Source organism: Desulfitobacterium chlororespirans DSM 11544 (genome assembly GCF_900143285.1).
Lineage (GTDB): Bacteria > Bacillota > Desulfitobacteriia > Desulfitobacteriales > Desulfitobacteriaceae > Desulfitobacterium > Desulfitobacterium chlororespirans.
In genome coordinates, this window is sequence record NZ_FRDN01000018.1 from 66,222 (window position 1) to 92,897 (window position 26,676).

A 26,676-nucleotide genomic window follows, 5' to 3' on the forward strand; every position below is an offset into this window, starting at 1 on the left:
GTGTGATGTCCATGCTATAATTCTAACCGGCTAATTGGAAAGAGGTGTGTAATGAAAAAAACTATTTTAATTGTAGGTTATTTAATACTATTAGTGGCAGTGGCAAGCGGAGGGTTTTGGATTGGACGAAATACTGCTGAGCCGATAGCAGGGGCTACATTTTATGCAACTATTGAGGATATTAATCAAAACAACTTCCTGGTAAATGGTTTGGATGTCAATGATATAAATAATCGAGGTGAAGTCTATTTTAGAGTTGATAATAAAACCAAGTTAGAATGGAGACATACACAAATCACCCGGGAAGATTTACAGATAGGGGACACTATTTCTGTTACTTATATCGGTGAAGTTCAAGAGAGCTATCCAAGAAGAATAGTCAATCCTGTAATCAGGATTACTCTTTTGGAAGATGAAAAATAGAAGAGCTCCTCGCCCTGGGCAGAACAGATCTGGTGAAGAAGGAAACAGAAAAGAACGGGATCCTCAATCCCTTGGCGCCAAACGCCTTCGTGAATGTAAGAAGGAATATTACGAATGTCTTAACTAGGTTCAAGCGAACCTTAAAACAAGATTTTCGTGTAAAGTATGCACTCGTTGACAGTTGGTTGAGCAGTAAAGTGGAAATCTAAATAAATATGAGAAATATGGAACAAATAGAGCTGGGAAAGAGTATCTATTTGATCTATAATTAATTTAATACAGAACTTGCTATATGGATGATGGGATGGATGCTGTTTATGCGTATCGAGCAGCTATATTATCTTGTTGAAGTGAGCAAAAATAAATCTCTGAGTGTCGCCGCTGAGCAGATTCATGTCTCACAACAGAATCTTAGCGTCGCCATTCGTAATTTGGAGAAGGAGTTCGGCGTTGAGCTTTTGGTGCGTTCCTATAAGGGTGTATCGCTTACAAAGGAGGGGGAGGAATTTGTCAATAAAGCTCAGGAGCTCCTAACTAAGATTGACGAATTCTATTCCCAATTCAGCAAGCCTCTTCCTAAAAAGGTTTTAAAAGGGAAGCTGCGCATTGATGTGGTCCCTTATATGACCCTGCCGGATATCCTGGTTTCTTTTTATAAGCTGCATCCTCAGGTCAATGTGATTTTAGAAGAGCATAGTCCCCAGGAAATTATGTGTAATGTAGCCGCGGGGATAAGCGATATTGGCATTATCTTTCAGACAAGTGAAGATCCGAGATTTTTTGAGGCTGTTCATGATCTGGGATTGAGCTACGAAAGCATACTTGACGATAAGATTTTTGTGTGTGCCGGGAAAAAGTCCCCTCTCAAAAACAAGCGCGTGATCACTCATACCGAGCTCTTTAAGCAAAAACTGATCGTTTCTGAGGATCTTTATGGCTGGATTCTGGAGATTATCAAACGCTATCAGGACCCCGCCGATCTGCAGATTCAGAAATCAAACAGCATGCAGATTTACAAAAAGGTGATTGAAGAAGGCTTGGCGGTGGGTTTCGTTACCGGAATCGGTTTGGAAAAAGAGCTTATCTTTAAGAAGGGGGAAGTGGTCCCCATAGCCATCGAAAAGCACAATAACATCACCATTGGGGTGGTATATCCCATGGCCAATGCTCAAACCGAAATCAGTAAGGAATTTATCGGCTATCTTAAATTAACAACTCAGGATTACCGTTGCTAATCTTATTCATTGCTTATAAGTAAAACCTGTTCCCTCCGAGAGATGCTCTCGGAGTTTTATTTATATGGCGGATTTTTATGTCCATTGACAGCAGCGCAGGTGGATGATAGAAAGAGCCACAAATGAGATTTGTAGTCTATGGCAGGATATTCAAAACTATGTGTTAGTCAAAATGAGTCAAGGTGTCTACAATTTTGTTAAGAGGTTCACAAGGCATCAACCTTGTAATGAAAAGGGGGCATAAGGAATGAATGTGGTTGTTATTGGTTCAGGTGTGATGGGACCCGGCATTGCTCAGGTATTCCTCATGGGTGGACATCGTGTGATTATGTCAGACATTAAAGTGGAAGCTTTAGCGGAAGGAACCAGAGAAATCCGCAATAGTCTTGCCTTAATGGCAGCTAAGGGCATCACTGTTCAGGATATCACGGCTCTGATGAGCAATTTTCAAACCATGACCAGCTTGGAAGAAGCGGTTAAAGAGGCGGATCTGGTGATAGAAGCTATCCCTGAAGTGATCAGCATAAAGCAAAAGGTTTATGAGGATCTGGATCGGTTCTGTCCCCAAGAGATCGTTATCGTCAGCAACACCTCGGCCTTGCCGCTGCCTGAGATATTCCCTCATTTTCGCCCGGGAAACTTCTTTGTGGCTCACTTTATGAATCCGCCCCAAATCATTCCTTTAGTGGAAATCGTCAAAAATGACAAAACCAATCCCGAAAAAGTGGCCTGGCTTAGAGAGGAATTGGAGAAATGCGGGAAAAAGCCGATTGTCATTAACCAATTTATCAAAGGTTTCCTGATCAACCGCATGCAGACAGCCATGGCCCGGGAGGCTCTCTACCTCTATGAAAAAGGCATTGTTTCCCTTGAGGATCTGGATACTGCCAATACGGCCTGTATTGGTTTTAAATCCGCCTGGCAGGGAACCTTTGAGACTATGGATTACATCGGTTTGGATACCTGTGCCTTTGCCTATAATGTCATTTTTCCGGAGCTTTGCAATGACACGGCCGTTCCGGCAGCGATCACCCAAAAGGTTCAGGAAGGAAAGTTAGGCTTAAAATCAGGAGAAGGTTTCTTCACCTATCCAGAGGGCTCCGCAGAGGTTTCCCTGGAGAGACAGGCGGGCCTCCTGGAACAGCTTAAGCTTTTTAAGTCATACATAACCAGATAGGAAATAGATAAGCGGCAAAAGGAATGCGCCGGTCTCCTGAAGTCAGGACTTTTTATTCGGGAGGAAGCAAAGATGAGCACAAAATTTGCACTGACCCCGCGTCAAAAAACCATGTGGCCCATCCTCATCCTGGGAGCATTTTTCGAAGGCTTTGATGATGCGCTGATCAATATTGCCCTACCCTATATAAAAGCGGATTTTGCCCTAAGTACTCAGATGTCCGGTTATGCCCTGTCCATTATTGCTTTTGGGACTATGGTCGCCTTCTTCGTTTCGCGGATGGCGGACACTATCGGCCGCCGCAACATATTTTTAACCTGCGTATATATGTATTCTCTTTGCAGTCTCTTGACAGCCTTTTCCCCGACTATCCAGGTGTTCATCTTTTTTCAATTCGTAGCCCGGATCTTCTTAATCGGTTGTTGGTCTGTGGGGTATGTCATCCTCTGCGAGGAGTTCGCCACGGAACATCGGGGAAAAGCCGTAGGAAGATTCCAATTGACCGCTGTATTCGGGGCTTTGCTGATTGGTATTCTGCTTCCCGTTTTCACCCGTTTCGGCTTAAGTTGGAGAGCACTTTATGTTGTGGGTGCACTGCCGATGATTCCTGTTTTTCTGATGAGAAACCGCTTGCCTGAAACAGAGGCCTTCCTGGAGGTCCAGGCAGAGAAGAAACAAGGCAACCTGCCCCAGAAAGAAGATTTCTTCGGTCCTTGGCGAAACCCCTTTGCCAAATATATGGTGGTCATGTGTCTGGTCTGGGTATTCCTTTATTTTGGAGTCAAAGGAACCTTGAACTTTTTCTCTCTGAGAGTTGTTAATGAATTAAGCTGGACTCCCAATATGGTGAGTTTAGGTCTGGTTCTCCAAACCCTCACCGGTATCTTTGTCATTGCTATGAATGGAAAAATGATGGACGTCATCGGGCGCAAGCGCGCTGCTACGATAATCATTCTGGTAGGCTGCGTCTTTAGTGTCTTAACCTTTACTCTGAAGAGCTTCTATCCGGTACTGGTGTGCAGCATCATTTCCGCGGGATTTGTCAACTCGTTTCTAATCGTAGGCTCCACCTTAACCAATGAACTTTTTCCCACGGAGATCCGGGCCAATGCCATGGCTTGGTCCAACAATATCGTCGGTCGTTTGGGGCAGATTATCGTTCCCACTGCCGTAACCACGATGGCCCTCTGGCTTGGTTTAGGTAATGCCACCGCTGTCGCTGTCGCCTTGCCTCTGCTTTCCCTTATTTTAATCCTGATCTTCTTGCCGGAAACGGGTAGGAAGAACAATATTCCGGGTACTCCGAACCCTAAGGTTATTTCCAAGTAACGATTACAGGTGCGGAATTTAAGGTTATGAAATCTAACAGTACAGAATCGCCTGGAAAGTTTTTGAAGTGAATTTTAAGCAGAATAGAAGGAGGTTTTCACTCATGGAAGGTAAATGCCGAGCAGGAGCTCTTGTCTCCGAGATTTTCAAAAAGGAAGGTGTTCAATACCTCTTCGGTATCCCAGGCGGGCACATCTATCCTACTATGGAGCGCTGTGAAGAGCTGGGTATCAAATTCATCGGTGTCCGCCATGAAATGACCGCTGCTTTTGCAGCGGGGGGGTGGGCCTTGACCACCGGCAAACTGGGAGTATGCACAGGGACAGCGGGCCCGGGGGTTACCAATCTGCTTACCGGTCTGGCCAACTCTTATGTGGGAGGATTTCCGGTCTTTGCTCTCGGCGGCAAAGCCCGGGTTACGGAAAGTGACCGCAACGAACTGCAGGATTTTAATCAAATGGCCATTCTCAGTCAAATGACCAAACACTCCCGTGCCGTCGCAGAGGTGAAACGGATCCCTGAATACGTGGGCAGGGCCGTAGCCCAGGCAACCACCGGCAGACCGGGGCCGGTCTATATCGAAATACCCAGGGATCTTATGGAATCGGAAGTGGAACTCTCTGCCGTGGCATTCCAGGAAAACTATTGTGTTGCCGGCAAGCCCCAAGGGGATCCAGCCAGCATTCAGGCTGCTCTGGATCTGATCAAACAAGCTTATAAGCCGGTGATCATCGCCGGTTCCGGAGTATGGTTCTCCCAAGCTCACCAGGAGCTCCGGGAATTCGTGGAGAAAACAGGCATCCCCTTCGCAACCCGCAACGCGGCCAGGGGATGCATAACGGATAAACATCCTTTGTTCATCAGCCCCGGCTATGATCATCCCATCCTGCAAGCCCTCATGGCAGAGGCGGATCTGGCCATCGTTATCGGCACAAGACCCGGCTTTACCTTGGGGCGGGGAATCTTCCGCAAGGATTTGAAAATCATCCGCATTGATATTGACGCTGCCGAGCTGACCAATCAGCTGGATATCACCGTCGGTATCCACGGCGATGCCCGGGAAGTTCTGAAACAGCTTAATGGGGGAGTAGATCAGGGAAGTCATCCCCAATGGGCCGGATTCCTCAATGCTGTGAAACAACAATTTGCCGGACTTTTTGGCCAGATGTGTGATCCCGCCCATACACCGATCCATCCCGTTCACCTGATGAACCAAATTGCCCAGCGGGTGGATGAAGAGACCGTGGTAGTCATCGATGGGGGAGATACAGCCACTTGGGCAACGTTAGTCCTTCCGGCCTATGGTCCGGGACAGATGCTCTCCATTGCCGGCACAAGTTTTGGTCCTTTAGGCGTGGGCATGGGTTATGCCATCGCTGCCAAGCTGGCTCATCCCGAGAAAAAGGTCATCATGGTCACCGGGGATGGAGCCTTCGGCTATGGCGCGGCCGAATTCGATACCTTAAAGCGCTATGGGCTGGATATTACGACAATCATCCTCAATGATGGCCTCTGGGGAATGATCAAACGCTCCGAAGCCAAAAAGGCCAGCGGCAAAGCCAGATTTGTCGGGGTGGAGCTGATGGAAGAGGTGCGCTACGAAAAGATGGTGGAAAGCCTGGGGGGCTACGGTGAATTCGTCACCGATCCCGCAGAAGTGGGCGAGGCTATTGACCGCGCCCTGGCCTCCGGCACAATGTCCTGTGTCAATGTCATTACCGACCCCCAATTCGGCCCCCCCAGCAGATAACCGGGACAAGGGGACAGGCACTGTGTCTCTACCGTGTTCCTGCCGCGTTCCTATAGCAAAAAACAATGAGCTCTGGGCCAGTATCATGGAGATCTGGAATTAGGGAAGATTTGGAGGTTATGGTACATTGAGTGTTAAAGATGAAATCTATGAGTTTTGCGAGAAAATGAATGCCGACCCCGGTCATATGGAAGAAAAGGATCTCACCTTCCAGGTTAATCTAAAGGAAAGCGGCCCTATTCAAATGATGATCAAAGACAGCTGGATTACGGTTTATGAAGATTGCCCCCATACACCGGAGCTGACCTTGACCATTGCCGATGAGGACTATTCGAAATTGCTTAAAAATCAGCTGAACACCACAGTGGCCCTGATGACCGGAAAAGTCAAAGTGGATCGTGTGGATAAGGCCTTAAGGCTTTTGGAAGTAGTCAAGCAATACTATTAAAAAATAGTGCGTAGATGTGCTGGAATAGATTCGGAGGAAAGAACTATGGCAAAAATGCGAATGACACCTAGTGAAGCTATCTGTGAAACCTTATTGGCCGAAGGGGTGGACCATGTAACAGGTATTGTGGGATCTGCGTTTATGGACCTTTTGGATCTCTTCCCCACCGCCGGGATTCAATTTATCCCTGTTCGCCACGAACAATCCGCCGGCCATATGGAAGACGCTTATACCCGTGTTACCGGCCGGGCCGGGGTGCTGATCGGTCAAAATGGCCCGGGCATTACCAACATGGTCACCTCTGTGGCAGCAGCCAATATGGCCCACACACCGATGGTGGTGATCTGTCCTTCAGCCGGAACCCCTACCGTGGGCTGGGATGGCTTCCAGGAAGCAGATACTGTTCAAATTTTCAAAGCGATTACCAAAGAAACCATTCGCGTTCCTCATCCCTCCCGGGCTGCCGATTGCTTGCGGACAGCTTTCCGCATTGCCTATGCTGAACGGGGACCGGTCCTTTATGATATTCCCCGGGATTATTTCTATGGCGAGATCGATGAGCAGATTCTTGAACCCCATCAATACCGGGTTTCCCAACGGGGCTGCGGTGATTTAGACGCCATCGCCAAGGCTGCTGAGCTGCTGGCTTCCGCCAAACGTCCGGTGATCATCTCCGGGCGTGGAATTGTCGATACAAAAGCCAAGGATATTGTAGGGAAAATCGCTGAGATCCTTTCCGCTCCCGTAGCTTGTACCTATCTTCATAACGATGCCTTCCCATCTGATCATCCTCTGTGGTTAGGGCCTATCGGCTATATGGGCTCCAAAGCAGCCATGAATACCGTGGCGGAGGCGGATGTGATGCTGGCCCTGGGAACCCGGCTTTCTGTCTTTGGCACCACCCCTCAATATGACATCAATTACTTCCCGGACAGTGCGAAGATCATTCAGGTAGATATCAACCCCCGCCATATCGCCAGAACCCATCCGGTTGAAGTCGGACTGATTGCCGATGCCAAAGAAGCAGCTAAAGCAATTCTTAAGGGCTTAGAGGCTAAAATCCCCAGCCCCCAAGTTAAGGAAGAATACCTGGCTGTCATCAAGAGCCGTCAAGAAGCCTGGGATAAAGAAATTGTTGACCTGGCGATGGTGGATGGGGAGCCCATCAATCCCCGCCGTGCGCTTTGGGAAATCCAAAAAGCGCTGCCTGAGCATGCTATCGTATCTACGGATATTGGCAATGTTTCTTCGACAGCTAACAGCTACCTGAGATTCAAAGGTGAAGGGATGCATATTGCGGCTCTGACCTTCGGCAATACAGGATTTGCTTATCCGGCAGCTTTAGGAGCCCAAATGGCTGCTCCCGATGCCCCTGTGGTTGCCATCGTCGGGGATGGAGCTTGGGGAATGAGCCTCCATGAAGTGAGTACCGCTGTGGAACACAATCTGCCTGTAGTGGCCATTGTCTTCCGGAACATGGCTTGGTGCGCGGAGAAAAAGAATCAAATCGATTTCTACAATAATCGGTTTATCGGCGCCGATATTCTTAATCCGGAAAGCTTTGTGCCGGTAGCCATCGCTATGGGTGCCGAAGGTATTCGCGTTACCAGCCCGGAGGAAGTGGGACCGGCTCTGGAAAAAGCGTTGGCTTCCCGGAAACCCACCGTGCTGGAAATCGTTTGCGACGGAACCCAGCTGGCACCACCCTTTAGAAAAGACGCTTTGAAAATGCCCACCCGTTTACTGCCTAAGTATCAGCACCTGGACGTAAGAAACTGGCAGTGAGAAAACCCATCGATAGTCTATTGTGAGAAAACAAGAAAACCCGGATTGCCATATAAAGGGCTGTGCGCAGGCACAGCTCTTTTTTTGTTTTGTTTATAGGCATTTTGTAACATTTGTTTAAAAATCTGTAACAAATATTCTGTTTCCGGTAAATATTGGGTCATATTTGTCACGTATAATGAACGACGAAAGAGGGTTCCATTTGTTAATTATTGGACGAAAGGACAGATCGATTTGCAGTTTGCGCTGGCGCTGATGTTTTTTGTTTTTTGCCTGGGTGTGTATGAGCAGATCAGACATAATCGAAACCTGAACAGTATCCCTCTTCGCGTCAATATCAACGGCACCAGGGGCAAATCAACGGCCACCAGGTTGATTACCGGGATCCTGAAGGAGGCGGGGGAGAAGGTTGTCGGGAAAACGACCGGAACCAGTGCCAGAATTATTTACTGGGACCGGGAGGAAGAAGAACCGATCAAACGGGGCCCTCTGGGGCCCAACATCATCGAACAAAAAACAGTCGTCCGCAAAGCGGCCGGGCTGGGCGCTTCCGCCTTTGTCACGGAGTGCATGGCGGTCAATCCCGATTACCAGATCACATTCCAGGAGAAGCTGGTGAAAGCCAATGTCGGGGTGATTGTCAATGTGCGGGAAGACCATATGGATTTATGCGGCCCTACCCTGGACTTTATCGCCGAGTCGTTTACAGCCACCATTCCCAGGAACGGAACCCTGGTTGTGGCGGACAGCCCTTATAACGATTATTTCCGGCGGGAGGCGGGCAAACGGAACAGCCGGGTCCTGATTACTGATGAAAAGGAAATTCCTGATGGTTACCTGGAAAAGTTCAGCTATATCGTTTTCCCGGAAAATATCGCCTTGGCGCTGGCGGTGGCCAAAGCCCTGAACATCGACAAGGACACCGCCTTAAGGGGAATGCTGAATGCCAATCCGGACCCAGGGGCCCTGATGATCCATCCCCTGGATGAGCAGGAGGGGAGTTATTTTGTCAACGGCTTTGCGGCCAATGATCCCAATTCGACCCGCTTGATCTGGGACCATATCACAGCGATGGGCTATGCCACGGCAAACCCCATGATCATTGTCAACTGCCGGCCCGACCGGGTGGACCGGACCCTGCAGTTTGCCGGGGAGGTCCTGCCGCAGATGGATATTGAGATTCTCGTGGCTATGGGGGAGACAGTGGGCCCCATCAGCGAAGGGGTCCACAGCGGGAAAATAGAGCCGCGCAAATATATCAATGCCGAGGGGCTGTCTCCCCATGAGGTGTATCACATGATCAAGGATGATTTTGCAGGCAGGATGGTTTTCGGTGTCGGCAACATCCACGGGGGCGGGGAAGAACTGGTCGAGCTGATCATACACCCCACAGGCAATGGTTTCATCCAACAGGAGGAGAGGAGGCAGATCGTTGCTGCTGACCAATATTGACGCGATGATCATCATGGGTGTGATCTTGAGTCTGCTGTTTACGGAAATCACGGGCGTATTGCCTGCCGGTCTGGTGGTGCCCGGCTATCTGGCCATGCTTGCCAGACAGCCTCAGGCCATTTTCCTGACGTTTCTGATCAGCATTCTGACTTATGCCATCGTTTATTTCGGTGTAAGCAAAGTCACCATTTTATACGGCAAGCGAAAATTTGTGGCCATGATCACGGTGGCCATCGTCTTGCAGTTTATCATCCATGCCCTGGTGCCTGTTTTTGATTATAGTATGATCTCCGGACTGGCGGCAGTCGGCATTATCGTACCCGGTCTGTTGGCCAATACCATTCAGCGTCAGGGCCTGGCCACAACATTTTTAAGCACGGGCCTGCTGAGTGTGCTGACTTACGGGTGCGCAGTGCTGTTGAATGTCCAAATTTGAGAAAGGAGGAGAACAATGAATAAGGCGTTGACCATCAAAGAAAAATGCCTGTATCTGATGAAGATCAGCAAGCGCAGGACCGGCACCCAGGCCCTTGTGGTTATGGGAGTCATGCTGGCGGTTATAGGGGTCAATTATTTGTTCCTCTAGTTGAAAGGAGAAAAAGTATGAAAAAAGGACTGAACAAAATTTTAGCGGTTGCTTTAGTGTTTACATTTGGGATTGGCGCCAGCGCCTATGCCCTGACACCGGGGTATCACAGTTTTGCCGAACTGTCTGCGGCGGAAGCGGCTGCGGACTACACCATCAAATCCAATGATATCGGCAGCGACACCACCGTTTTGGCCCTGCACGGGGGCGGGATTGAAAGAGGGACTTCGGAGCTGGTCGAAGCCCTGAACGGCTACGGCAAGTATAATACCTATTCCTTTGAGGGTCTGAAAGCGGCGGATAACGGCAGCCTTTTCCTGAGGGCCGTTGAGTTTGATGAACCCACAGCGGTCAGCCTGGTTCAGGATTCGGATTACACGGTTTCCGTGGTCGGAGCGGCAGGGGATGATGAAATCACCTATATCGGCGGCCAGAATAAGCTGCTGGCGGAATTGATCAAATTGCATCTGACTACTAAAGGCTACCAGGTGCAGACCCTAAGCGTCCCCGAACGGATCGCCGGAATCCTGGACAGCAATATCGTTAATCAGAATCAACTGTTTAAGGACAATTACCAGCTGGGCGGAGTTCAGATCGCCGTTTCCAAAGGGTTACGGGATAAGCTGGCAGCGGATCCCGCTACCTTAACCGGCTATGCGGGCGCCATTGATGGCGCGTTAAGCGGCAGCTGGCCGGTGATCGTTTCCCAGCTGGAGAAAATCACCAACGCCAATTATAATGGATTTCTCCACAAGTTTGATCCGGCCAAGCCCAACTTTGAGAAAAAGGTCAACCAGATCTTGAAGAAGGGAGCCAAAACCCCCAAAGAATTAATTGAAAATATCCAGGAATAACAAGAAAATACCCCAGAGTAACAACAGGGATAAACAAAAAGCTGCAAACCGCCTAAAAAGGGTTTGCAGCTTTCGTATTTAAGAGTGTACCGTTTTGATTGAGTGTACTGTTTTGATTGCCAATCCCGGCAGATTACTGACCTGGGCAGCCTCTATGTTCTGTTGCCCAGGGCCTCGCTGAGCGCCGCAACATACCTGGTCAGTTGGTCGCTGTCTGCATCCAGAAACTGTGCCCGCAAGCCCTTTGAGATTTCCAGCTGAACGCCGCCCCCGTTTTGGTTGCGATTGACGATATTGTCCGGGGACAGGCCGGCCAGGTGCTTCGGCGCATCCAGCACGGTAAAGCCGTACTCCGTCAGGGCGTCTTTGACTTTGCCGGCCAATGGGGTGTCCAGGCCCCCGATATAGGTAAACTCACCCGCACCGGAACAGCCGTGGATGGATAAGGTTGTTTCCGATTGGGCTACTATGGCCAGGGCGGCCGGTTCTTCGAACTGAGCGGAAGGAATATGCAGGGAAGCGTTGTCTTTGTTTTTCACGCCCAGATAAGTGTAATAGTTGTAATGATTGCGGGCGGACAAGGTGTAAGCCAATTCGCTGGTCCCTTGCTCGATTTTCCCCCCATGAATGGCGATGACGGCAATCTTGGAATCCGTCACGCCCGTTCTGATTTCGTAATCGCCGAAGTTTTTCACGTTTATATTCACTCCATCTTCGAGGGTGGTCCCTTGCTGGGGAGGCAACTCCCGGGCCTCAAGGTATGTAGCACCGGAAGCTGTCGCGGTCGGTTCCGCAAACAGCAAAATCAGCAGGCAGGAGCAAGTCAGAATTCGTTTCGGTCTGGAAAAAATGCCTGTGTTTATCATCTTCATCACCCGCTTTGCCAAAATCCATATCTGTATTCCATGTTTGTATTATAAAGGATGTTTTCCGCACTTGGCAACTTCCCGGGGCGGCGGTCTTTCGTCCTGTAACATTTGTTAACAGATTGGCAAAATACTTTCACATTGGGGTAAAGGATAGGTAAAATTTCTGCCCTATAATGACTGGGAAGGGAAAAATGTGTGATTCTTGTAACAATGATTAATATACGTGGTAAGGGGACGAAAAGAAAAGAGCTGAGAAGTATCTGCTTCTCAGCATTTTCCGCTTCCGTCCGGAAGAAAAATGGCAATTTGTGGACCGCCATAAATCGATGAACTATGAGTAAAAGTAGGATAAAAACCGCTGAGGAGGGAAACGATGCTGTTTTTGGGGAAAGTTCTTATTGTCGACGACGACCAGAATGTCTTGGAACTGGTCAAGTTATATGGTGAGAGAGAGGGTTTCGAAGTGGTCGCTGTCGACGACGGGGACCTGGTGCTGGCCGCCTTCGACCGGGAGAATCCTGATGTCGTCATCCTGGATATCATGCTTCCCGGTCAGGACGGGCTTTCTTTGTGCCGAAACTTAAGGGCGGTGCGCATGATTCCGATCATTATGCTGACGGCCAAAGGGGAGGAAGCGGACCGTGTTCTCGGCCTGGAAATGGGTGCTGACGACTATGTTGCCAAACCTTTCAGCCCACGGGAATTGGTCGCCAGGATCAAAGCGGTGCTGCGGCGCAGCCAGGCGGCGGACCCGGCCACGAATTGGCAGTTGAAATATCCGGGGCTGGAAATCCGGGCCGATATCAGGAAAGTGCTGGTGGATGCCGCGGAAAGCGAAGTGACCCCCAGAGAATTCGATCTGCTTTATCACCTGGCCCAGAATCCCCAGCGGGTCTTTACCAGGGAGGAACTGCTGGGGGCTGTCTGGGGATATGACTACTTCGGCGATCAGCGTACGGTGGATGTTCATATTCGCAGGTTGCGGACAAAGCTGGCGTCTTTGCCTCACGAATACCTGCAGACTGTTTGGGGTGTAGGGTACAAGTTCACACCTCCGGTCAAGGGGGGAGAGACCGGTTTTGCGTAATGATTTGCGATGGATCAAGCGGAAACTTCAGCAGGCAGCCGGCGCCGTCCGGGGGTTCTGGCTCGGGGTCAAGCGCCTGTTGGGGGAACAGTTTAATAAAAATATTTATACCCGTATTCTTTTCACCAATGTTACGGTCTTTGTCGTCGGTTTGATCGCTCTCATCCTGTTTTCCGGCTTTATGGTCAAACAGGTGACTTACGACCAGGTCGAACAGGAGCTATTGCGCAAGGCCAAGCGGGTCAATTTCGCCCTGCTCCAGCAAACGAACTATATCTGGGGCAAAGCGCCGGAAGGAGAGGTCAATGATCAGGCCCAGGAGAAACAGAGTTTCCTGAAATACCTGGCCGATCTCTTTGACGCCAGGATCACCATCTTTGACCGGGAGGGAACGATTCTGGACACTTCGGCGGAGCAGGAAGTGGTGCCCGGCAGCAAGGTAGAGTTCCGGCATGTGGAGAGTTTCACCAAGGGCGGGACGGCGATCACCCGCACAACGGACCCCGAAACGGGACAGCTCGCCTTTCTGGTTGTCGTTCCGATGGGCAACAACAACCAGGCCACGGAAAACGGTATTTTACTGGAAACCAAGCCTTCCAACGTGAACCTGGCCTTGAACAAACTCCATGTTTATCTGGTGATCGGGGGAATGACCGTCCTGGTGATCGTTCTGATCGTTTCCGTGAACCTGGCCATGTATATTTCCCGGCCGATTTCCCGGTTGGCGGCCACGGTGGGGGAGATCAGCAGCGGGGGGTATGTTCTGAGCACGGACGACCAGCCTCTGGATGAGATCAATGTCCTGGCCGGGCAGCTCAATAAACTGACGGAAAGACTGCAGAAGATCCAGAGCGAAAGTCTGCGCATGGATGAAGAAAGAGCCCGCCTGTTTGCCGAGATTTCCCATGAGCTGCGCACGCCGCTCACGGCTGTTCAGGGCTTTGTGGAGGCCATCCGGGACGGTGTGGTGCAGGACGAGGCTCTGCGGGAGCGGTATTTGGACACGATTTACACGCAAACGGTACATATCGGCAGGCTGGTCGACGACATCCTGGTCTTAAGCCGCCTGGAAAGCGGCAATATCACGGTGGAGAAGCTGCCGGTGGACCTGGTCGCCCTGGCCCAGGGGGTTGTCGTTTCCATGGAGGCTGTGGCTGCCGGCAAGCAGAACACGATTTACCTGGAGAAAAAAGTGGAAAAAACCGTGGTCATCGGCGATGTGGACCGGCTGGAACAAATTATCAGGAATTTATTGAAGAACGCCATCGCCGCCACCGAGAACGGTACGATCCGGGTTGGGGTGGAGGAACGCTACGGCAGGGAGGTAGTCCTGACTATTGAAGACAACGGCACCGGCATAGCGCCCGACGACCTGCCGCACATTTGGGAGAGGTTTTACCGGGTGAAGAACCGGCAGGACAGCCGCCAGCAGGAAAAAGGGAGCGGTCTGGGCCTGGTGATTGTCAAAAAAATGGTTCAGCTGCAAGGCGGCCGGATCGAGGTCACCAGCCAGTTGGGCAAGGGAACGGTTTTCAGCATTATCTTTCCCTCTTTTCAGGCTTCAGCCCTTACCGATCATAGTTACGCCCGGAAACAGGGAACGATTGACAAATAGTTATAATATTAGAGGCTGTTAGTTTAACCCGGAAAAGGCTTATGCTGCTGTCTGATATTTTTAGGAAGGGCTTTAAAGTATGGTATAATTTCTTAAGTATAGTTTGCTGCTGCTTTCTAAGAATATTATGAAGAACTAAGTGGAGGTAAGTATGGATCTGCTGCTGCTGGAACTGCAAAATCAATGGGAATCGATCATTTATGGCACTAATCTAAGGAGAATTGGCGGAGCCATATTAATTCTGCTCTTGGCGCTTCTGCTGAAAAAGATATTTTCTAAAGTGATCATCGTCTTGATGCAAAAATTGGCTAAAAAGACCAAAAGCACTGTCGATGATTCTATTGTGGAAGCGCTGGATAAACCGGTACAGCTGGCTTTCATCATTATTGGCTTACAGATCGCGGCCCAGATGCTGATCCTGCCCCCGGAGATCAGTGTGTTTGTCCAGAGGGTTATTCGCTCTTTAATTTTATATACTCTATTTTGGTCGGCTTACCGGGCTGCGGATGTTTTTACGGCTTTGTTTGAACAACGGGCCCTGCTCACGATTGATAAATTTGACGATATGCTGGTTTCTTTTTTGAGCAATGGGGCTAAAGCAGTGATCATTGTCTTGGGAGCGATCACCGTAGCTCAGGTCTGGTTTAGTGAGATTGCCGGTGTTTTGACGGGTTTGGGGCTGGGCGGCCTGGCCTTTGCTCTTGCTGCTCAGGATACAGCAAAAAACTTATTCGGCAGTGTGACTATTATGCTGGATCGCCCTTTTAACATTGGCGACTGGGTTCTGACCCCCAGTGTAGAAGGAACGATTGAAGAGATTGGGTTTAGAAGCACCAAGGTAAGAACATTTGCCGATGCGGTAGTGACCATCCCCAATTCGGTCATGAGCAATGACCCTATTACCAATTGGTCGAGGATGGGGAAGCGGAGAATTAATTTTCAGCTCAAAGTGAGTTACCAAACCACAGCTGAACAGCTTCAACAGTGTATTCAATCTTTGCGGACCATTCTGGAAGAACATCCGGAGGTCCATCCCGAAACCATCCTGGTTTATTTTGAGCGGTTTGGGGAGAATTCCCTTAATATCTTTGTTTATTTCTTTACCAACACCACCAACTGGAAGAAATTCCTCGAAGTTCAGGAGGATATTAACTTTAAGATTATGGCCTTGCTGGAGGAGCTGGGTGTATTCGTAGCCCTGCCTTCGCGAAGTGTTTATATCGAAGGAGCAAAGAGTGAGGCTCTGAAAGAGGATGTTGTCACGGTCACGACTGCTAAAGCTTAAATTTGTCAGTGATGACTCTATGATGGCTATATTTGTAGAACTGCAAAGGCGGCCATGATGGAAACGAGTACGGATAAAACTAAGCTCCCTTTCAACCAGGAACAGATACCGGCGGCAAGGATACCGACAACTGTTGCCAATCTCATATCTGGAGCGGATTGCATGATCCCCCGTATAATCAAAGCACTCAAAGCGGTATAGGGTATATACTGCAGGAAGCGCTTCAAGACAGGGGGCAGAGGTCTTCCTGTCATCATCAGCAGGGGCAGCAACCTGGGCAAATAGGTTACCGCCATCATACCGGTAATTAAAAGGAGATAGCTTTTCATGGGGATACCTCCTGCTCTTTAATAAGGAAAGCGCCGATTCCGGCCGCCAGGATCACGGCGGCAATGAAGCACCAGGATGGGGGCAGAAGCTTGAAGTGTGATCCAACCAGGTAAAAAATCCCGGACATCACCGCCAGAAACAAAACGGAAAAGGATTTCTTGATCTCAGGTGCCAATAAGGCCATAAACATAGCGTAAAGACCTACGCCCAGACTCAGTTGAACCGTTTCCGGCAGCATGGTGCCGACAAGATACCCGGCAATCGTACCGGCGACCCAGGAAAAATAGGGAATGATCTGCAAGGTAAGTAAAAATGGGATGTCTAAGGTCCTGTTCCTTAGAGAGATCAAGGAAAAGGCTTCGTCGGTAATGCCGAAGGCAATGACAAAAAGCCAATGCTTTTTAATTCCCTGCAGTCTGACCGACAAGGAAGCGCTCATAATGAAATGCCGTAAGTTCAGAAGAAAGGTGGCAAGAATGATGCTTCCCGCCGAAATGCCGTCTTTGATCATGTCTAAGGCCATAAATTGGCTGGCTCCGGCAAAAACCATTACGGAAAATAAACCGGTGTCCTGCAGAGAGATGCCAACATTTCTGGCAAGGAGTCCGAAGGCCATAGCCACGGGGAAAAAGCCGAAGATAAGGGGAAGAGCTGCGATAAGTCCTTCTTTGATACTGTCTGCAAGCTGATTTTCTCTGTTCATGTTTTCTCCTCCGGTTCTGTGCAGTCTATCTATTATTAAGGGCAATGGTATAATGATAAAGCATAGATCGTATATATTGTGCGTTATATTGAACAAATAAGTATAATATAACATACAGATGGATATATTATAGCCTGCCGGGGGATAAGATACAAGGGGGAAGACCTAGTTGAAAGACTTGAACCAGATTGTGGCCAATAACTTAAAACGAATCAGGGAAGAGATGAAATTAAGTCTGGACAAGGTAGCGGATCTGACGGGTGTCAGTAAAGGGATGTTAAGACAGATTGAGGCGGGTGAATCCAGCCCGACCATTAAAACCATCTGGAAAATTGCCTCAGGGTTAAAAATACCTTATACATCAATCATCAACATTCCCCAGCCGGAGACCTTCCTTGTTCTGAGAGAGGAGATCGAACCTCAAGTTGAGGACGATGGGAGATATAAGGTCTATTCAATCTTTCCCTCTGAAGATGGGCGAAAAGTGGAAGTCTATACGATAGAGCTTGAAAAGGACGGTTCCTTTGCTTCGAATTCTCATGGAGAAAAAACTCAGGAATTTATTACGGTCTATGAGGGTGTGCTGACCATTCAGGTGGATGATGAAGAATACAGTGTAAAAGCAGGGGACTCCATTAAATTCATGGCGGACAGAGCTCATGCTTATTCCAATAGAACGGAACACTTAACACGGGCAAGCATGGTTATTTATTATCCGATGTAATAAGGGCTTAAGCTTTAAATATTGTATACATTCGCGAAAACGGTTGAAATGCTAAGCCTTATTATGTTAAGTTATGCTTAATCAAAAATGGAGCAAAGGCGCTCAAAGAGACATGTACCCAACAGGTGCAAGTCTTTTTGAAGCGCCTTTTTTGTTTTATTTTTAGGCAGCGGAAATATTCACTTATTATAGAGAGCAGTATTGAACAAAGAGGGGGAGAATTATGCAAAATTACGGTCTGCCTCAAAAACAGGGGCTTTACGACCCGGCGTTAGAACACGATGCCTGCGGAATGGGATTCGTGGTCAGCATCAAAGGTGAAAAGTCCCATGAGATAATCGATGAAGCTTTAACCGTATTGGAGAATTTAAATCACAGAGGAGCCAGTGGCGCTGATGAGAACACAGGCGACGGCGCCGGAATTCTGGTCCAGATCCCCCATAATTTTTTTCAGCGGGAATGTGAAGTGCTGGGATTTGCGCTGCCGGAAAAGGGGAATTACGGGGTAGGGATGATCTTTGCTCATCGCTATGCTGACTTCAGGCAGACCCAAATGGAGACCTTTGAAAGGATCGTCATCGAAGAAGGTCAAAGGATCCTGGGCTGGAGAGAGGTCCCTATCGATAAAAGCACGATTGGAGAAAGCGCTAAAACAGTGATGCCCCGCTTTATTCAAGTGTTTATAGAGAAAAACCCTGAGATTCTTGACGTGATGGATTTCGAAAGAAAGCTCTATACCATCCGCAAGCGTGCCGAGAAAATCATTTTGCCTATGTGTGAGGATAAGGGCGGTACCTTCTATGTGGCCAGCCTGTCCGCCAAGACCATCGTTTATAAAGGGATGCTGACGGCGGAGCAGCTGCGTCATTTTTATCTGGATCTATCCGACCTGGATTTCGTCTCGGCTCTGGCTATGGTCCACTCCCGCTTCAGCACCAACACTTTCCCCAGCTGGGAAAGAGCTCACCCGAACCGCTATATTGTTCATAATGGGGAGATCAATACCATCCGGGGGAATGTGAACTGGATGAGAGCCCGTCAGAAATGTATCGATTCTTCCTTATTTGAGGATATAGCCAAAGTCTATCCCATTGTGGATGAGTTCGGCAGTGATTCGGCCATGTTTGACAACAGCCTGGAGTTCCTGCACCTGACCGGAAGATCTCTTCCCCATGCGGTGATGATGATGATTCCGGAGCCTTGGGAAAACAACGACTTCATGCCTAAGGCGAAAAGGGATTTCTATGCTTACAACAGTTTTTTGATGGAACCCTGGGACGGCCCCGCCGCTATGGGCTTTACGGATGGGGTGGTGATCGGCGGGGTACTGGACCGCAATGGGCTGCGCCCATCCCGCTATTATGTCACCAAGGATGATAAGGTCATTCTGGCATCCGAGGTGGGAGTTATCGATATCAAGCCGGAGAATGTTCAATACAAAGGCCGTCTGGAGCCTGGAAAAATGCTGCTTATTGATACGGAGGCCCAGAGGATCATTGCCGACGAGGAGATCAAAGCGGGCGTAGCCCGGAAAAACCCCTATGGTGAGTGGATTGAGAAGCATATCGTGAAGCTCAGCAGTTTACCTGAGGCAGCCCGGATGGATCAGGGAGCTGGGTCAGTTGGGATAGTTGAGGAATCGGAAGAAAGCAAAGATCAGGGGCAGCTGATTCAGCAGCAAAAAGCCTTTGGCTATACCTTTGAAGACATTACAAAAACCATCCAGCCGATGGCGGTAGAAGGAGTAGATCCTGTGGGGGCCATGGGCATGGATTCTCCGTTAGCGGTCTTGTCGGAAAAACCTCAGATGCTCTATTTATATTTCAAACAGCTTTTTGCTCAGGTAACCAATCCTCCTATCGATGGCATCCGGGAAGAAATCGTCACGTCCTGCACGATGCTTCTGGGTAATTCCGGGAACCTGCTGGACCCCGATCAGGAGAATACGGCATCCCTTTTCCTGGAGCATCCCATTCTGACCAATGAACAGCTTAACAGGATTAAGCATTTGCAGCATGGGCAGTTTAAAACCGTGACCTTATCCATGCTTTATCCCGTGGCGGGGGGCCCGAAGGCTATGGAGCGGGCCTTGGAGCGGCTCTGCAGAGAAGCGGATAAGGCAATTGCAGAGGGGGCCAATATTATCATTCTCTCCGACCGGGGAGTGGATAAGGAACAGGCAGCCATTCCGGCCCTCCTGGCTTCTTCAGGCCTTCACCACCATCTGATTCGCAAAGAAATCCGTACGAACCTGGGTATTGTGCTGGAATCTGCGGAACCCCGGGAAGTTCATCACTTTTGTACTTTGGTGGGTTATGGCGTGACGGCCATCAATCCTTATCTGGCCTATGAGACCATCGAAGATCTGGCGGCTAAGGGCCTCCTTGACGGACTGACCGCCCAGGCAGGGATCAAAAACTTCATTAAAGCTTCGGTGAAAGGAATGCTTAAAGTTCTCACCAAAATGGGGATCTCCACCATGCACAGCTACCATGGCGCCCAGATTTTTGAAGCGGTGGGGCTGCGGAAGGATCTGATCGACAAGTATTTCACCATGACTCCTTCCCGTCTGGAAGGGATCGGTCTGGAAGAGATTGCCCTGGAGAACCAAATGCGCCATGAAAGCGCCTACGATGAAAACTCTCTCTATGCAGACAGTCTGGAGGTAGGCGGTTACTTCCAATGTAAAGAAGATGGGGAAAAGCATCTTTATAATCCGGAAACCATCTATTTGATTCAAAAGGCCTGCCGGGAAGGCAATTATGCTCTCTTTAAAGAGTACACCAAAAAGATCAATGAAGAAGAAGTCTATACCTTGAGACATCTTTTGGACTTCAAATATAATGCCGGGGACACCATTCCCATCGAAGAAGTGGAATCCGTGGATTCCATCGTCAAACGCTTTAAAACTGGGGCTATGTCCTATGGCTCCATCAGCAAGGAAGCTCACGAAGCTTTGGCTATAGCCATGAACCGGCTGGGGGGCAAGAGCAATACTGGTGAAGGCGGGGAGGACTATGAGCGCTTTAAGGTTCTTGCCAATGGCGACACCAAGAACAGCGCCATCAAGCAAGTGGCTTCCGGACGCTTCGGTGTCACCAGCAATTATCTGGTCAATGCCCGGGAGATTCAGATCAAGATGGCTCAGGGAGCCAAGCCCGGTGAAGGTGGACAGCTGCCGGGACGCAAGGTTTATCCCTGGGTGGCCAAGACCCGTCACTCCACACCGGGTGTGGACCTGATTTCTCCCCCTCCCCATCATGATATTTACTCCATCGAAGATTTGGCGGAGCTGATCCACGACCTGAAGAATGCCAACCGGGATGCCCGCATCAACGTCAAATTGGTTTCGGAAGTGGGAGTCGGCACCATTGCCGCCGGAGTAGCCAAAGGAAAGGCCGATGTGATTCTGATCAGCGGTTATGACGGAGGGACAGGGGCCTCCCCCCGCACTAGTATCCGCAATGCCGGGCTGCCCTGGGAGCTGGGCCTGGCTGAAACACATCAGACTCTGGTCCTCAATAAACTGAGAGACCGGGTGGTGGTGGAAACAGACGGCAAGCTTTTGTCAGGGCGTGATGTGGTCATCGCCGCCATGCTGGGCGCTGAAGAATTCGGCTTTGCCACCACCCCGCTGATCGCTTTGGGCTGTGTCATGATGCGGGTCTGCAACCTGAATACCTGCCCGGTGGGCATCGCTACTCAGGATGAGGAATTAAGAAAGAACTTCACAGGCAAGCCTGAGCATGTCGAGAACTTCATGCGCTTTATCGCTCAGGAAATGCGGGAAATCATGGCCAAACTGGGCTTCCGAACCATCAATGAGATGGTGGGCCGTACCGACCGCCTGAAAAGCAAAGAGACGATTAAGAACTGGAAAGCCTCCCAGTTGGATCTCTCCCAGATTCTCTACCAGCCTTATGCCGGCTCTGATGTAAGCCGCTATAACACTCAAACCCAAAAACATTTGCTGGAAAAATCCCTGGATATGAAAAAACTTCTGCGGGTTTGTCAGCCTGCTTTGGAAAACCAAAAGCCGATCCGTGCCAAATTGAAAATCAACAATGTGGATCGGGTGGTGGGGACCATCATCGGCAGCGAAATCTCCAAACGCTATGGAGAACAAGGACTGCCTGAAGATACCATTAAATTGACCTTTGTGGGCTCAGCCGGTCAAAGCTTCGGGGCCTTTGTCCCTAAGGGGTTGACTCTGGAGCTGGAAGGGGACGCCAACGATTACCTGGGCAAAGGACTTTCCGGCGGCAAAATCGCCGTGTACCCACCCGGGACTGCGGATTTTGTTCCTGAAGAGAATATTCTGATCGGCAATGTAGCCTTCTATGGAGCAACCTCAGGGGAAGCCTATATTAATGGGATTGCCGGGGAACGCTTCTGCGTCAGAAACAGCGGTGTTCATGCCGTGGTAGAAGGTGTAGGGGATCATGGCTGTGAATATATGACCGGCGGCAAAGTGGTCATCCTGGGCAAGACGGGACGGAACTTTGCAGCGGGAATGTCCGGCGGGGTAGCTTATATCCTGGATTTTGATGAGAACTATTGCAATAAATCCATGGTGCTTTTGGAAAACATCCAATCTGAAGCCGAACTTGATGAAGTCAAGGAAATGATCCGCAAGCATGTGGAGTATACCCATAGTCCCCAGGGAGGAAAAGTTCTCGCGGATTGGGAAAGCTATGCAACCCGGTTTACCAAAGTGATTCCCAAGGACTATAAGCGGATGCTGGCCAATATCGATAAGGCTTGCCAAGACGGATATTCAGGAGATGAAGCGTTGATGGCAGCCTTTGCCGAGCATTTTAAAACGTCGGAAGCGGCTAAGTAAGGGGGGACAAACATGGGAAAAGCAACAGGTTTTTTAGAGTATCAAAGAATTGAGCCCAAGAAGCGCGCTCCTGAGGAGCGTATTCAGGACTGGCGGGAGATTAAGCTGCCCAGAGACCCTGAGGTGATTAAGACCCAGGGAGCCCGCTGTATGAATTGTGGTGTTCCCTTCTGCAATGGGGGGGTCATGCTCAATGGCATGGTTTCGGGCTGCCCTTTGCATAATTTGATTCCGGACTGGAATGAACTGATTTACAAAGGGCAATGGGAAGAAGCCTATCGGCGCTTAAGCCGTACCAGTCCTTTCTCGGAATTCACCTCCCGGGTTTGCCCTGCACCCTGTGAAGGAGCCTGCACCGAAGGCTATATTATGGAGCCGGTAACCATCAACTGTATAGAGTATGAAATCATCGAGAAGGCCTTTGCCGAAGGATGGGTAAAGCCCAAAAAGGGTAAAGCCACCGGTAAAAAGGTGGCGGTGGTCGGTTCCGGCCCCGCAGGACTATCAACAGCGAATTATCTCAATGCCGTGGGCCATGAGGTCACGGTGTATGAGCGGGCCGACCGTCCCGGCGGGCTTCTCATGTACGGCATTCCCAACATGAAGCTGGAGAAAAACGTGGTAGAGCGGCGCATAAACTTAATGAAGGAATCCGGTATCCACTTTGTCCTTAATACCGAGGTGGGCAGGGATGTTCCAGCTCAGGATCTGGTGAATCAATATGATGCGGTGGTTCTTTGCATCGGTGCCACCAAGGCCAGGGGGCTCAACGTGGAAGGCCGTGATCTGAAAGGGGTCCACTATGCGGTGGATTTCCTGAAGGCCAACACCAAAAGCCTGCTGGACTCCAATTTTGAAGGCTTGGAAACCATGGCTGAGAAAGATGGCCAGGAGGGCGGCTGGATCAGTGCCCAAGGAAAAAACGTTATCATCATCGGCGGTGGAGACACGGGAACGGACTGTGTCGCGACCTCCATCCGTCATGGCTGCAAAAGCGTCCACCAATTCGAGATTATGCCCGAGCCCCCTGTCAAGCGAATCGAGGCCACCAATCCTTGGCCGGAGTGGCCCAAAAAGCTTAAAGTTGACTACGGTCAGGAAGAAGCCATCAGTCTCTACGGAAAAGATCCCCGTCATTACCTCATCAATACAAAAAAGATCGTGGGCAACGAGCAGGGTGAGGTTAAGGAGGTTCATACCGTAGAAGTCCACTGGAATAAAGACTCCTCCGGAAGAATGGTTCCCCAGGAAGTGCCCGGCAGCGAAAAAGTATGGGAAGCAGACTTGGTCCTTTTGGCCATGGGTTTCCTTGGCCCGGAAGATGCTATACCCAATGAGCTGAATCTTGAGCGGGATGAGCGCAGCAACCTTAAAGCGGTGTATGAAGAGTTTGAAACCAATGTGGAGAAAGTCTTTGCAGCGGGAGATGCCCGAAGAGGGCAGAGTCTTGTGGTTTCAGCTCTTCAAGAAGGAAAGCTGGTGGCACGTGAGGTGGATAAGTATCTGATGGGGAGGAGCGGGATTAGGTAATGGGTAGGTAAGAGGTGTGTGAAATAGGTAGGAAATGTGGAGTAAATTAAAGGGACGATTCATTGGACAGGGTGCTGTCGATGAATCGTCCCTTTGTTATTTTGGATTATTTTGTTCTTGGTGTATTTGTGTGAAGTGAAATGCACCTTTGGTGTATGGAAGAAAGTAGATATGTATATGTTGGTGTAGTTTTTGCAGGTGCTGTGTAAGATTTAGGAAAATTAAGAGGAAATAGGTAGTTTGTGGAGAATAAAGTTATAATAGGTTGGTTCAATGATTAAAGGGCTGCCATCCATGGCAACTGACAACGATTCTTGGTCATTGCCGATTTTGAGAGGTTGAATATAATGAGAAAGACTGTATTGTTAGCCATCATAATAGTAATCCTTCTGTTAATAGGTTGTGGAAATGATACAACGAAACGTACAGAAGAAAACAACAAAGATGTACAAATACTAAATTCTTCAATGAATTCTGGTGCTAAACAATTCTCGGATGATATAGTACCAGATTGGCTATATCAATCACTTCAGCAGAAATTTAATAGCGCAACAATATCCATAAAGCAAGAGGATATTACTTTCATACTGGTTAACTTGAAAGAATCTGGTAAAAGTCAAGTCGCTGCATTTTTATCAATTGATAGAATGAATGGATATTTTATACTTTATGAGTTTAGGGAAGGTAAATACGTAGAAGTTTACTCGAAAAGTGAACCAGTCTATAGTATGCAAGTATATGGTGGAGGCGGTGGAGGAAAACAGTTACTAGCATTTATTTCAGGTCATGGAGGAACTGGTGTTCAAGGAAAACTCATTTCATGTCATTGGATATACAAATAAAGGCTATTCAGAAATCTGGTCTGGAGTAGCTGAGAAGTTTATGTTTGGGGGACAAGTCCCCGATTACAGAACAATAGGAAGTATAAATCTGACAATGGATAATCAAACGTTGGTTTATTCTATAACCGAAGAATTATATAACAAAATAGATAAGCCAGATAAGGTCGAGCAAACTGTTGAAATATATGAATATGACACTGAGCAAGAAAAGTTCGTTAGAATAGTAAAATAATCCGGAGGCAACGACGTCTTTTCCGGGGAGTATACTTTTCAATTTCACTAAGTAGAACAATGGGAAGAAAATCGTAAATCTTTCTAAGCTAAATCACCGACCGGATGGCTATCGATAATAGGTAATGAAGAAAGTTGATTATTTTAAGTTACATATGGGGGCATAGCGTCAGATAACCCAGAATTCCCGCAAGGGTGCTAGATGAGGGAAGTTAGGGCACAGGTTTAGGCACCACATCCTCCCGCCTAAGATAAGAGCTATCTAAGGCGGGAGAACGTCGGGAATTCACATCCGTTATAAGAAATGATGCATATGTGGCTCTTATTTCGGGTAGGTTTTTACTAGCTGTAAAGGAGTTATTACTTTATGGACAACAATAAAAGAGAGCTATTAATCGGTGTGTTAAAATCCGGTATAGCGGCTATTCCTCATGTCGGTGAGGCACTAAATGAGGTTCTTTTTGAGATTAGAGGTAGAATTGCACAGAAAAGTTAAATGATTTTACTAATAGTTTATTGAGTCCATTTATGAAAAAGAATAAAGCAAAGAATTCGTCAATATGAGCAGGAGTTGACAACGATTGAAATAGAAGGTAAGTATGAATTTTATATATGTGACCTAATATCAAAATCTCTGTTGATAGATTCAAAAAATATAGGAAACACATACAACGACTTGGGAAAAGAGGGATTAACCATACTATATATCATCGATTTTGGTAAAGAATTTCTTAGATTCATTCATTCGGATTTCTAAAGGATTAAGTAGGGCTCTGGAGCGCGCCACTTCTTATAACAGCAGGTTCCCGACACTTAGAGGACGATGTATGTGGTTAGGACGCGTCGGGAATGCCCAGAACGTTATATGACATTTCCTTCAAGACCGCCCGCCGTCCATGGCGGGATATAGACGAGAACTTAATTTCGTACTTGTAGATTATTGTTTCGTAGTGGTGGAAAGATGTGTCTTATATGCAATATAGTGTAGTTATATAGTATATTGATGGTGGTGTAATTCTTACTTACGGTAAAAAAGGATTTTATATTGCAAAAAAATCAAGGTTTATATGTTTTCACTAACCCCGAACATAAGGAGATAAGATGTCAAATACCATTGAGATAAGCGATTTTTCATTGCCTAATTTGGATGTCTTTGCTCGCCTGACGGAAACGCAGCTGCGCAACCGGTTGGAGCCGGAGATGGGCATCTTTATTGCGGAGAGTACCAAAGTAATTGGACTTGCCCTCGACGCTGGATGCGAGCCTATTTCACTTTTGATGGAGCGCAAATACATTGCAGGGCAGGCGCACGGTATAATCATCCGCTGCGGAGATATCCCCGTCTATACTGCCGATAGAAGCCTGCTGGCAGGGCTGACTGGCTTTCAGCTGACCCGCGGTGTGCTGTGTGCCATGCGGCGCCCTCATTTACCCAGCGTTGAGGAGGTGTGTGCCAGTGCAAGTCGGGTGGCTGTGCTTGAGGGGATTGCGGATTCCACCAACATGGGAGCCATTTTTCGCTCGGCTGCGGCTCTAGGCATCGATGCCGTGCTGCTTACCCCTTCATGCTGTGACCCA

24 protein-coding genes are annotated in these 26,676 nt (G+C 48.7%); 21 read left to right on the forward strand and 3 right to left on the reverse strand.

What is annotated here, in order from left to right; translation table 11 throughout:
* Positions 1 to 51 precede the first annotated feature (51 nt).
* From BUA14_RS23985 to BUA14_RS24030, 11 genes are all read left to right on the forward strand, one after another.
* Positions 52 to 423, forward strand: coding sequence for a hypothetical protein (locus BUA14_RS23985; RefSeq protein ID WP_072774888.1), 372 nt, complete (start codon positions 52 to 54; stop codon positions 421 to 423).
* 317 nt (positions 424 to 740) lie between these two features.
* Positions 741 to 1,658 (forward strand): LysR family transcriptional regulator, encoded by a 918-nt coding sequence (locus BUA14_RS23990; RefSeq protein WP_072774913.1) that lies wholly within the window; start codon positions 741 to 743, stop codon positions 1,656 to 1,658.
* Between the two features lie 247 nt (positions 1,659 to 1,905).
* On the forward strand, positions 1,906 to 2,835 hold the full coding sequence (locus BUA14_RS23995) for a 3-hydroxyacyl-CoA dehydrogenase family protein (RefSeq protein ID WP_072774889.1): 930 nt from the start codon (positions 1,906 to 1,908) through the stop codon (positions 2,833 to 2,835).
* 72 nt (positions 2,836 to 2,907) lie between these two features.
* A complete protein-coding gene (locus tag BUA14_RS24000; protein ID WP_072774890.1) occupies positions 2,908 to 4,164 on the forward strand; it encodes an MFS transporter in 1,257 nt (418 codons plus the stop codon).
* A gap of 103 nt (positions 4,165 to 4,267) precedes the next feature.
* The gene (locus BUA14_RS24005) at positions 4,268 to 5,914 is read left to right on the forward strand and encodes a thiamine pyrophosphate-binding protein (RefSeq protein WP_072774891.1); all 1,647 of its coding nucleotides are present in this window, start codon (positions 4,268 to 4,270) and stop codon (positions 5,912 to 5,914) included.
* 127 nt (positions 5,915 to 6,041) lie between these two features.
* Positions 6,042 to 6,362, forward strand: coding sequence for an SCP2 sterol-binding domain-containing protein (locus BUA14_RS24010; RefSeq protein WP_072774892.1), 321 nt, complete (start codon positions 6,042 to 6,044; stop codon positions 6,360 to 6,362).
* A gap of 45 nt (positions 6,363 to 6,407) precedes the next feature.
* The gene (xsc, locus tag BUA14_RS24015) at positions 6,408 to 8,147 is read left to right on the forward strand and encodes a sulfoacetaldehyde acetyltransferase (RefSeq protein WP_072774893.1); all 1,740 of its coding nucleotides are present in this window, start codon (positions 6,408 to 6,410) and stop codon (positions 8,145 to 8,147) included.
* A 234-nt stretch (positions 8,148 to 8,381) separates the two neighbouring features.
* Positions 8,382 to 9,599: a poly-gamma-glutamate synthase PgsB gene (gene pgsB, locus BUA14_RS24020; protein ID WP_072774894.1), complete on the forward strand. Its 1,218-nt coding sequence runs from the start codon at positions 8,382 to 8,384 to the stop codon at positions 9,597 to 9,599.
* Positions 9,580 to 10,035 carry a poly-gamma-glutamate biosynthesis protein PgsC gene (gene pgsC, locus BUA14_RS24025; protein ID WP_084078822.1) on the forward strand — a complete coding sequence of 152 codons (456 nt, stop codon included), beginning with the start codon at positions 9,580 to 9,582 and terminating at the stop codon, positions 10,033 to 10,035. The genes pgsB and pgsC overlap by 20 nt, the downstream gene beginning before the upstream one ends.
* A 15-nt stretch (positions 10,036 to 10,050) precedes the next feature.
* Positions 10,051 to 10,185, forward strand: a complete 135-nt coding sequence (locus BUA14_RS28810) for a hypothetical protein (RefSeq protein WP_282432838.1) — start codon at positions 10,051 to 10,053, stop codon at positions 10,183 to 10,185.
* A gap of 17 nt (positions 10,186 to 10,202) precedes the next feature.
* Complete coding sequence (locus BUA14_RS24030; protein WP_072774895.1) at positions 10,203 to 11,039, forward strand: poly-gamma-glutamate hydrolase family protein; 837 nt, start codon at positions 10,203 to 10,205, stop codon at positions 11,037 to 11,039.
* A 152-nt stretch (positions 11,040 to 11,191) separates the two neighbouring features.
* Here BUA14_RS24030 and BUA14_RS24035 read toward each other — a convergent pair whose 3' ends face one another.
* Positions 11,192 to 11,911: a poly-gamma-glutamate hydrolase family protein gene (locus tag BUA14_RS24035; protein ID WP_072774896.1), complete on the reverse strand. Its 720-nt coding sequence runs from the start codon at positions 11,909 to 11,911 to the stop codon at positions 11,192 to 11,194.
* Between the two features lie 370 nt (positions 11,912 to 12,281).
* Here BUA14_RS24035 and BUA14_RS24040 point away from each other — a divergent pair, with 370 nt between their 5' ends.
* The 3 genes from BUA14_RS24040 (at position 12,282) to BUA14_RS24050 (ending at position 15,895) form a co-directional block, all read left to right on the forward strand.
* The gene (locus tag BUA14_RS24040; RefSeq protein ID WP_072774897.1) at positions 12,282 to 12,995 is read left to right on the forward strand and encodes a response regulator transcription factor; all 714 of its coding nucleotides are present in this window, start codon (positions 12,282 to 12,284) and stop codon (positions 12,993 to 12,995) included.
* On the forward strand, positions 12,988 to 14,610 hold the full coding sequence (locus BUA14_RS24045) for a sensor histidine kinase (RefSeq protein WP_072774898.1): 1,623 nt from the start codon (positions 12,988 to 12,990) through the stop codon (positions 14,608 to 14,610). The genes BUA14_RS24040 and BUA14_RS24045 overlap by 8 nt, the downstream gene beginning before the upstream one ends.
* A gap of 151 nt (positions 14,611 to 14,761) precedes the next feature.
* Positions 14,762 to 15,895 (forward strand): mechanosensitive ion channel family protein, encoded by a 1,134-nt coding sequence (locus BUA14_RS24050; RefSeq protein ID WP_072774899.1) that lies wholly within the window; start codon positions 14,762 to 14,764, stop codon positions 15,893 to 15,895.
* A 26-nt stretch (positions 15,896 to 15,921) separates the two neighbouring features.
* On the opposite strand, the gene BUA14_RS24055 is transcribed toward BUA14_RS24050, so the two are convergent.
* On the reverse strand, positions 15,922 to 16,224 hold the full coding sequence (locus BUA14_RS24055; protein WP_072774900.1) for an AzlD domain-containing protein: 303 nt from the start codon (positions 16,222 to 16,224) through the stop codon (positions 15,922 to 15,924).
* Positions 16,221 to 16,928, reverse strand: coding sequence for an AzlC family ABC transporter permease (locus BUA14_RS24060; protein ID WP_072774901.1), 708 nt, complete (start codon positions 16,926 to 16,928; stop codon positions 16,221 to 16,223). The genes BUA14_RS24055 and BUA14_RS24060 overlap by 4 nt, the downstream gene beginning before the upstream one ends.
* A gap of 169 nt (positions 16,929 to 17,097) precedes the next feature.
* Between BUA14_RS24060 and BUA14_RS24065 the strand changes: the two genes are divergently transcribed.
* The 7 genes from BUA14_RS24065 to BUA14_RS24090 all read left to right on the forward strand — a co-directional run.
* The gene (locus tag BUA14_RS24065; protein WP_072774902.1) at positions 17,098 to 17,652 is read left to right on the forward strand and encodes a helix-turn-helix domain-containing protein; all 555 of its coding nucleotides are present in this window, start codon (positions 17,098 to 17,100) and stop codon (positions 17,650 to 17,652) included.
* Between the two features lie 223 nt (positions 17,653 to 17,875).
* Entirely contained in the window at positions 17,876 to 22,495 is a 4,620-nt protein-coding gene (gene gltB, locus BUA14_RS24070) for a glutamate synthase large subunit (protein ID WP_072774903.1), read from the forward strand.
* Positions 22,496 to 22,507: 12 nt separating this feature from the next.
* Positions 22,508 to 24,025: a glutamate synthase subunit beta gene (locus tag BUA14_RS24075; protein WP_072774904.1), complete on the forward strand. Its 1,518-nt coding sequence runs from the start codon at positions 22,508 to 22,510 to the stop codon at positions 24,023 to 24,025.
* Between the two features lie 347 nt (positions 24,026 to 24,372).
* Positions 24,373 to 24,867, forward strand: coding sequence for a hypothetical protein (locus BUA14_RS24080; RefSeq protein WP_242954752.1), 495 nt, complete (start codon positions 24,373 to 24,375; stop codon positions 24,865 to 24,867).
* Positions 24,824 to 25,099: a hypothetical protein gene (locus BUA14_RS28625; protein WP_242954753.1), complete on the forward strand. Its 276-nt coding sequence runs from the start codon at positions 24,824 to 24,826 to the stop codon at positions 25,097 to 25,099. Before BUA14_RS24080 ends, BUA14_RS28625 begins: the two co-directional genes overlap by 44 nt.
* A gap of 366 nt (positions 25,100 to 25,465) precedes the next feature.
* Positions 25,466 to 25,594 (forward strand): hypothetical protein, encoded by a 129-nt coding sequence (locus tag BUA14_RS28815; protein ID WP_282433394.1) that lies wholly within the window; start codon positions 25,466 to 25,468, stop codon positions 25,592 to 25,594.
* A 605-nt stretch (positions 25,595 to 26,199) separates the two neighbouring features.
* The coding region (locus BUA14_RS24090) for a TrmH family RNA methyltransferase (RefSeq protein ID WP_427846702.1) at positions 26,200 to 26,676 on the forward strand (477 nt) is incomplete at its 3' end.